This is a genomic window from Kitasatospora sp. NPDC057542, assembly GCF_042801945.1.
GTDB lineage: Bacteria > Actinomycetota > Actinomycetes > Streptomycetales > Streptomycetaceae > Kitasatospora.
Genome location: NZ_JBHVFE010000420.1, coordinates 1 through 7,986 on the forward strand (window position 1 = coordinate 1; position 7,986 = coordinate 7,986).

Genomic DNA, 7,986 nt, shown 5'->3' on the forward strand with positions numbered 1-7,986 from the left:
GGACGGCAACGCGTCCCGGGGCCCCTCCGTTCGCTTCGGCCTCAGCCCTGCAGGGCCACCGTGAAGTACTCCAGCTCGGCGGCCAGCTCGGCCGGCACCTTGGCGTGCAGCAGGGTGCCCTCGCCGGTGTGCTCGGTGGAGAGCAGCTCGCCTTCCGCGTGCACCCGGGAGACCAGCGCGCCCTGGGTGTAGGGCACCAGGGCCCGCACCTCGATCGCCGGACGCGGCAGCTCGTCGTCGATGAGCTGCAGCAGCTCCTCGATGCCCGCGCCGGTGCGGGCCGACACCACGATGGCGTGCGGCTCGCGGCGCAGCAGGCGCTGGAGCACGTGCGGATCGGCGGCGTCCGCCTTGTTGATCACCACGATCTCCGGCACGTTCTGTGCGTCGACCGAGACGACGACCTCGCGGACGGCGGCCAGCTGCGTCTCCGGCTCGGGGTGCGAGCCGTCCACCACGTGCAGGATGAGGTCCGCGTCGGCGACCTCCTCCATGGTCGAGCGGAAGGCCTCGACCAGGTGGTGCGGCAGGTGCCGGACGAAGCCGACGGTGTCGGCCAGGGTGTAGAGCCGCCCGCTCGGGGTCTGGGCCCGGCGCACGGTCGGGTCCAGGGTGGCGAACAGCGCGTTCTCCACCAGCACGCCCGCGCCGGTGAGCCGGTTGAGCAGGGAGGACTTGCCGGCGTTGGTGTACCCGGCGATGGCCACGGACGGCACCTGGTGGCGCTTGCGCTCCTGGCGCTTGGTGTCCCGGCCCTTCTTCATCTCGGCGATCTCCTTGCGGAGCTTCGCCATCTTCTCGCGGATCCGGCGCCGGTCGGTCTCGATCTTGGTCTCACCGGGACCACGGGTGGCCATGCCGCCGCCCGAGGAGCCGGAGCCACCGCCACCCATCTGCCGGGACAGCGACTGACCCCAGCCGCGCAGGCGCGGCAGCATGTACTGCATCTGCGCGAGCGAGACCTGCGCCTTGCCCTCCCGGGACTTGGCGTGCTGGGCGAAGATGTCCAGGATCAGGGCCGTCCGGTCGACGACCTTGACCTTGACCACGTCCTCCAGGTGGATCAGCTGGCCGGGGGTGAGCTCACCGTCGCAGACCACGGTGTCGGCACCGGTGGCGGCAACGATGTCGCGCAGCTCCTGGGCCTTGCCGGAGCCGATGTAGGTGGCCGCGTCGGGCTTGTCACGGCGCTGGATGAGGCCGTCCAGCACCTGGGAGCCGGCCGTCTCGGCGAGCGCGGCGAGCTCGGCCATCGAGTTCTCCGCCTCCTCCAGCGTGCCGTCGGTCCAGACGCCGACGAGCACCACGCGCTCCAGGCGGAGCTGGCGGTACTCGACCTCGGTGACGTCTTCGAGTTCGGTGGAGAGGCCGGCGACCCGGCGCAGGGCGGCTCGCTCGCTGCGGTCGTACTGGTCGCCGTCGTAGTGGTGGCCGAGGTCCTCGTCGATGGCCGCGAGGTCCTCGTCCATGAGGGCTTCCGCCCGCAGACCGTCGAGGCGGCGCGGAGCGTCGGCGTGGTCGCGGGTGTCGAACGTGGAGGTCATTCTGTCCTTTGGCTGACTGGTACGGATGGCCTTCGGGGACCGCGGCGGCGGTCCCGTACGGAGTCTGCCCAGCTGCCGCCCCGGCTACCCGGGCGGGGTGAGCTACCCCTCAGGTCCCCGGGTGCGGCCCCGGGCTCCTGTGCCCGGAGAACGCCGTGGACCGGCCGTGAATTCCCCATGATGGTCGCACGCCCGGCGCGGGCCGGTCATCCCCATTTCCCCCGGACCACAGGGCCGCCGGGCCGGTGGTCCGGGGGACTGCCGCCCTCCGGCGCGTGCGGGCGGCTCACGTCGTACACCCCGGAGACCTTGAGCATCGCCCGCATCAGCCCCGGCAGCGCGGCCGGCTCGGGCAGTTCGACGGTGTAGGTGTGCCGGACCCGGGACTCCTGCGGCGGCTCGACCTCGGCCGAGACGATGCCGACGCCCGCGCCGGAGATCGCCGCAGTGAGGTCGGCGAGCAGCCGGGGCCGGTTCAGCGCCTCGGCCCGCAGGGTGGCCCGGTGCCCGGCGGCCGGCGCGCCCTCCGGCTGCCAGCGGACCTCCAGCTCGGCCCGCCCGTCCGCGCGCATCCGCTCCCCCGCCGGGCAGCCGGTGCGGTGCACCGCGACCGCGCCGCCGCGGATCGGGTAGCCGGCCACCTCGTCCGGCGGCACCGGGGTGCAGCAGCGCGCCAGCCGGACCGACACCCCGGGCCGTCCGGCCACCGCGACCGGGGCGGCCCGCCGCTCGGTGGCCGGGCGCCCGGGCGGGGCGGGCTGGCCGCCGGCCGGGCCGGTGCGGACCACCGGATGCCGGGCCGGGTGGTCGGCCAGCCAGCGCTCGATGGCCAGCCGGGCGGCCGGGGTGCGGGCGTGCGCCAGCCACTCGGGGGCGGGGCCGGAGGGCTGACCGCCGCCGGCCGGGAGGGTCTCGGTGAGCACCGCGATCTGGTCGCCGTCCTCCAGCACGGTGGACAGCGCGGTGAGCCGCCCGTTGACCCGCGCGCCGATGCATCGGTGGCCGGTCTCCTCGCCGAGCAGGTAGGCCGCGTCCACGCAGGTGGCGCCGGCCCTCAGCTGAAGCGTTTCGCCACTCTCCGTCACCACGGTGATCTCGCGGTCGCCTGCCAGGTCGGCGGTGAGCGTGGACCAGAAGGCGTCCGGGTCGGGCGTCTCCTGCTGCCACTCCAGCAGCCGGCTGAGCCAGCCCGGGCGGGCCGGGTCGGTGCGGTCCAGCTCGTCGGCATCCTGCACGGCGCCGGCCGGGGACGGGTCGCCGAGCGCGACCACCCCGGTCTCGGCCACCTCGTGCATCCGCCGGGTGCGGACCAGCACCTCGACCACCGCGCCGCCGCTGAGCGCCACGGCGGTGTGCAGCGACTGGTAGAGGTTGAACTTGGGCGCGGCCACGAAGTCCTTGAACTCCCCGGGCAGCGGTGTCCAGCAGGTGTGCAGCTCGCCGAGCACGGCGTAGCAGTCGGCGTTCTCCTCGACCACCACCAGCAGCCGCCCGAAGTCGGCCGGCCGCGGCCCCGGCGGCAGCCCGTCCGGCCCGGGCACGGCGGCCCGCCGGAGCTGCACCCGGTGCAGCGAGACGCAGTGCCGGGGCCGGACGGTCACCTCGGCGGCCACCCCGGCCTCGGCCAGCTGGCGGGCCAGCTGGCGGGCGAAGGGCTCCAGCAGAGTGTCCGGCTCGGCCTCGTGACCGGCCATCAGGGCGCGGGTGCGGGTGTGCTCCTCGGGGTGCAGGGTGGCGAAGACGATGTCCTCCAGCTCCGCCTTGAGCACCTGGATGCCGAGCCGCTCGGCGAGGGGGATCAGCACGTCCCGGGTGACCTTGGCGATCCGCACCTGGCTGGCCGGCTTCATGTGCCGGATGGTGCGCATGTTGTGCAGCCGGTCGGCCAGCTTGATCACCATCACCCGGACGTCGTCCCCGGTCGCGACCAGCATCTTGCGGAAGGTCTCCGCCTCGGCGGCGGCGCCGAAGTCGACCTTCTCCAGTTTCGTCACCCCGTCGACCAGATAGGCGACCTCGGGGCCGAACCCGGCTGCCACCTGGTCCAGCGTCAACTCGGTGTCCTCGACCGTGTCGTGGAGCAGCGAGGCGACCAAGGTCGTCGTCCCGGCACCCAGCTGGGCCAGGATCATGGTGACGGCCAGCGGGTGGGTGATGTACGGCTCGCCGCTCTTGCGCTTCTGGCCGCGGTGGCTGGCCTCGGCGAGCCGGTACGCCCGGGCGAGCAGGCCGAGGTCGGCCTGGGGGTGGTGCCGGCGGTGGACCCGGACGAGCGGCTCCAGGGCGTCCGGCACGGGCGGCCGGCCGGTGGCGAGTAACGCGGCCCGCCCGGCCCGGCCGAGGGCTGCCCGGCCGAGCTCTCCGAGGGGCCGCCTGGCCCCGGCCTGCCGTACGGTCGTCGGCTGCCCCGTCAGGGACTGCCCGGCTTCGATGGTCATCGGCACCTCCGGCAACGGTCGCCGGGCGCCGCCCCTCCCGAGGGGGGTGATCCTGCTACCCCTCCCCAGGGGTGATCGACCCGGTGGTCCATGCTACCGAGCGGAGCACGTTCCGCGACGCCCTGATTCCCGTCCGCGACCAGTATCACCCGATCGGGGGGATTCGTCACCGCACGAATTGGGCAAACCGGCCTGCCCCTTGGGTAGGCGTCAGCGCACCGACTCCCACCAGCGCCCGTCCAGCCGCCCCTCGGCCACGATCACCGCCGGCCCGGTCATCTCCACCCGGCCGTCCGGGTGCTCGGTGATGACCAGTCGGCCGCCCAGCACGTCCACCGTGTACGAGACCGCCTCGCCGGTGACCGCCGGGTCGGCTCCGTCCCGGCGGATGGCCGCCACCGCCACCGCGCAGGCGCCGGTGCCGCAGGAGCGGGTCTCGCCCGAGCCGCGCTCGTGCACCCGCATCGCGACGTGCCGCGGCCCGCGGTCCACCACGAACTCGACGTTGACGCCCTCCGGGTAGGCGCCCGCGGGGCTGGTGAGCGGCGCGGTGAACAGGTCGCCGGCGAGGTCCAGGCTCTCCACGAAGGCCACCGCGTGCGGGTTGCCCATGTTGACGTTCAGGGCCGGCCAGCGCCGCTCGCCGACCGCGACCTCGATGCCGTCCGGCCCGGGCAGCCGGGCCCGGCCCATGTCGATGGTGACGTCGCCGGGCGTGCCGTCCGCGGCGGCCTCGGCGACCTTCGCGGTGCGCACCCCGGAGCGGGTGGCGACGGCCAGCTCGCCGGGCTCGGCCAGGCCGGCCTCGACCAGGAAGCGGGCGAAGACCCGCAGGCCGTTGCCGCACATCTCGGCGATGCTGCCGTCCGAGTTGCGGTAGTCCATGAACCACTCGGCCCGGTCGGCCATCCCCGCGGCGGCCGGGTCGGCGGCGGCGCGCACCACGCGCAGCAGCCCGTCCCCGCCGATGCCGGCCCGCCGGTCACACAGCGCGGCGACGGTCTCGGGACCGATCTCCAGCGAACCGTCCGGGTCCGGGACGATGACGAAGTCGTTCTGGGTGCCGTGCCCCTTGAAGAAGGGGATGCCGCCCTGCTGGGGAGAGGATGCGCTCACCCCTCCGATGGTACTGAGCGGTGGGCCGCCCGCTCAGCGCAGGTACGCGACCCGCCAGACCGCGAGCGCGCAGGCGGCCAGCGCGATCAGGGTGTAGACCACGATCGCCTTCCAGCCGGCCCGCTGCCCGGAGCCCCGGCGCGGCAGCCCCGGCCACTTGTAGCCGGCGTGCCGGGCGGCCATCGCGCCCCAGCCGACCGAGGCGGCGGTGAACAGCAGCCCGAGCATCCCGACCATGGTGGCGCGCGCCCCGGCCGAGCCGAAGGCGAGCGGGAAGGCGAACATCAGCGAGCCGAGGGTGCCCAGCAGGGCGATCGGCAGCGTCTGCCACCAGCGCAGCCGGCGCAGCGGGCGGATCTCCCGTTCGTGCACCGCACCGCCGGGCGGGGTGCGGGTGTCCAGGGCGGGCACCGCGACCGCGTAGGAGGTCGGCGCCTCCAGACCGGTCAGCACGGGGAGGTCGCCCATCGTCGACTCGTCGAACTCTTCGGCCGGTGCGGTGACGCTCCCGCTCTGGCCGGACTCGGGGCCGGTACCCGTCGACACGCGGCCTCCCCTGACAGTTCGACACGAGCGGACTCGCGGCCGGGCACGGTCGGCCCGTTGGCCGACCCCTACGGCATCGATGATGGCATGTCCAGGGAGGCGTTCCGGGCCTGACCGGGGTCGACGGGTGATCCGTGGCCATCACGTGATCGGGCCGTGACCGCCGGTTCGTCCTGCACGGCCACCTGCGCGCGCAGGTGCACCGCCGGATTGGCCGGAAACCCGTCCTACGCGGCCGGAACTCCCTGACGCCCGATCAGTTCGAGGGACCGGCCCAGCAGCTCGACGGGGTCGGCGCCGGCCGGCCGGGAGAGCCAGTTGATCCGGTCGTCGCGGCGGAACCAGGACTCCTGACGGCGGGCGAAGCGCTTGGTGGCCCGGACGGTTTCGGCCCGGGCCTCGTCCTCGGTGCACGCTCCGGCGAAGTGGTCGAGCACCTGCTGGTAGCCGAGCGCCCGGGAGGCGGTCCGCCCCTCCCGCAGCCCGGCCTTCTCCAGCTCCCGCACCTCGTCCGGCAGTCCGGCCTCCCACATCCGGTCGACCCGCAGCGCGATCCGCTCGTCCAGCTCGGCGCGCGGCACGGCGACGCCGATCTGCACCGCCTCGTAGACGGCGGTGTTGCTCGGCAGGTTGGCGGTGAACGGCTGCCCGGTGATCTCGATGACCTCCAGGGCGCGGACGATCCGCCGGCCGTTGCTTGTGAGGATCGCCTCGGCGGCCGCCGGGTCGAACTCGGCGAGCCGCCGGTGCAGCGCGTACGGGCCGTCCTGCTCCAGTTCGGCCTCCAGCCGGGCCCGCACCGCCGGGTCGGTGCCCGGGAACTCCATCTCGTCGATCGCCGCCCGGACGTACAGCCCGGATCCGCCGACCAGGACGGGCGTGCGGCCGGCGGCGAGCAGCCGGTCGATCTCGGCCCGGGCCAGCCGCTGGTACTCGGCGACGCTGGCGGCCTCGGTGACGTCCCAGACGTCCAGTAGGTGGTGCGGCACTCCCCCGCGCTCGGCCGTGGTGAGCTTGGCGGTGCCGATGTCCATGCCCCGGTACAGCTGCATCGAGTCGGTGTTGATCACCTCGCCGTCGAGACTGCGGGCGATGGCGACGGCCAGGTCGGACTTGCCGGCGGCGGTCGCGCCGACGATCGAGATGACACGCGGGGTACGGGAGCTGCTCACCGCTCCAGTCTCGCAAAACCCCCGGGCCACCGGAGACCGGGCTGCCACGAGGCCGCACCCGCGCGACGATATGACTGTTCCCCGGACTTTTTCCGGCCGTTTCCCCGGTTGGGACCGGTTTGCGAACGCTTCGCCGGGCACGGTCGTTGTGCAGGGAACAGCGGATGAAGGAGATCGCCATGGGTCTGATGGACAACCTCAAGGGCAAGGCCGAGGAGCTCAAGGGCAAGGCCAGCGAGTTCGCGGGCAAGCACAGCGACCAGATCGAGAAGGCCGTGGACAAGGCCGGCGGCGCGATCGACAAGGCGACCAAGGGCAAGTACAGCGACAAGATCGAGCACGGTGCCGGCAAGGCCAAGGACGCGGTCGGCGACTTCGCCCACAAGCCGAAGCACGGCGACGAGGGGCAGCCCCCGCAGTCCTGACCCGCTAGGACCAGGACGCCACGAAGTACCCGACCCCGTACGGCGCGTCCTGGTAGCCCAGCCTCCCGGTGAGGCCCGCGCCCTCCGCGGCGCCGGCCAGCACCTGCCACGGTGCCCGGCCGTCGGCCTTGAGCTCGGCGGCCAGGCCCGGGTCCAGTGCGGCCAGGGCCGGCAGGTCGGCCGTGCCCAGGGCGGCGGCCAGGGCGGTGTCGAAGCCCTCGGCCCGCTCGTCCAGGTAGCCGGGCGCCTTCACCGAGCGGCAGGCGCTGCCGTCACCGAGTACCAGCAGGGCGACCCGGTCCGCGAGGCCGGCCAGGCCCTGGCCGAGGCCGAGCATCCGGTCGGCGGGAGCGTCGGCGGGCACCGCGCAGGCGTGCGTCGGCAGGGTCACCCCGGCGCGCTCCAGCAGCCAGGCGCCGACGGTCAGCGAGGGGGCCAGCTCCGGCCCCTCGACCCGGTCGCCGGGCAGCTTGGCGACCAGCGGCACCCCGTAACGGTGGAAGGAGCCCGCCCCGCCCTCGGTCCACACCTCGGCCTCCGGCCCGGTGCCGACCACCACGACCAGCTGCGGTCCGGCCGCGACCAGCGCTGCCAACGCCTCGTCGCAAGCGGCGCGCAGCACGTCCAGCTCGGCGGCCGCCCCGGCGGCGACCTCCGGGACGAGCAGGGGTGGACAGGGGCACACGGCGGCGGCAACCAGCATGCGGATCACTTTAGGGCCTGTCGCCCGGATCCCGTTCTGCGA

7 protein-coding genes are annotated in these 7,986 nt (G+C 74.2%); 1 reads left to right on the forward strand and 6 read right to left on the reverse strand.

The window, feature by feature from the left end:
- Positions 1–41: 41 nt before the first annotated feature.
- From hflX to miaA, 5 genes are all read right to left on the reverse strand, one after another.
- Positions 42–1,544, reverse strand: a complete 1,503-nt coding sequence (gene hflX, locus ACFU7Y_RS35005) for a GTPase HflX (RefSeq protein WP_224284987.1) — start codon at positions 1,542–1,544, stop codon at positions 42–44.
- A 206-nt stretch (positions 1,545–1,750) separates the two neighbouring features.
- Complete coding sequence (locus ACFU7Y_RS35010) at positions 1,751–3,982, reverse strand: RelA/SpoT family protein (protein WP_380770779.1); 2,232 nt, start codon at positions 3,980–3,982, stop codon at positions 1,751–1,753.
- Between the two features lie 210 nt (positions 3,983–4,192).
- On the reverse strand, positions 4,193–5,098 hold the full coding sequence (gene dapF, locus ACFU7Y_RS35015; RefSeq protein WP_380770780.1) for a diaminopimelate epimerase: 906 nt from the start codon (positions 5,096–5,098) through the stop codon (positions 4,193–4,195).
- A 33-nt stretch (positions 5,099–5,131) separates the two neighbouring features.
- Positions 5,132–5,644, reverse strand: a complete 513-nt coding sequence (locus tag ACFU7Y_RS35020) for a hypothetical protein (RefSeq protein ID WP_224284074.1) — start codon at positions 5,642–5,644, stop codon at positions 5,132–5,134.
- Between the two features lie 227 nt (positions 5,645–5,871).
- Positions 5,872–6,816, reverse strand: coding sequence for a tRNA (adenosine(37)-N6)-dimethylallyltransferase MiaA (gene miaA / locus ACFU7Y_RS35025; RefSeq protein WP_224284073.1), 945 nt, complete (start codon positions 6,814–6,816; stop codon positions 5,872–5,874).
- A 164-nt stretch (positions 6,817–6,980) separates the two neighbouring features.
- On the opposite strand from miaA, the gene ACFU7Y_RS35030 reads away from it, so the two are divergent.
- Positions 6,981–7,241, forward strand: coding sequence for an antitoxin (locus tag ACFU7Y_RS35030; RefSeq protein ID WP_224284072.1), 261 nt, complete (start codon positions 6,981–6,983; stop codon positions 7,239–7,241).
- A gap of 4 nt (positions 7,242–7,245) precedes the next feature.
- Here ACFU7Y_RS35030 and ACFU7Y_RS35035 read toward each other — a convergent pair whose 3' ends face one another.
- Positions 7,246–7,944, reverse strand: a complete 699-nt coding sequence (locus ACFU7Y_RS35035) for a class III extradiol dioxygenase subunit B-like domain-containing protein (RefSeq protein ID WP_224284071.1) — start codon at positions 7,942–7,944, stop codon at positions 7,246–7,248.
- Positions 7,945–7,986 lie beyond the last annotated feature (42 nt).

Coding starts and splice junctions, on each gene's coding strand:
- hflX (WP_224284987.1), bottom strand. CDS start 1,544: ATGACCTCCACGTTCGACACCCGCGACCACGCCGACGCTCCGCGCCGC.
- ACFU7Y_RS35010 (WP_380770779.1), bottom strand. CDS start 3,982: ATGACCATCGAAGCCGGGCAGTCCCTGACGGGGCAGCCGACGACCGTA.
- ACFU7Y_RS35030 (WP_224284072.1), top strand. CDS start 6,981: ATGAAGGAGATCGCCATGGGTCTGATGGACAACCTCAAGGGCAAGGCC.
- ACFU7Y_RS35035 (WP_224284071.1), bottom strand. CDS start 7,944: ATGCTGGTTGCCGCCGCCGTGTGCCCCTGTCCACCCCTGCTCGTCCCG.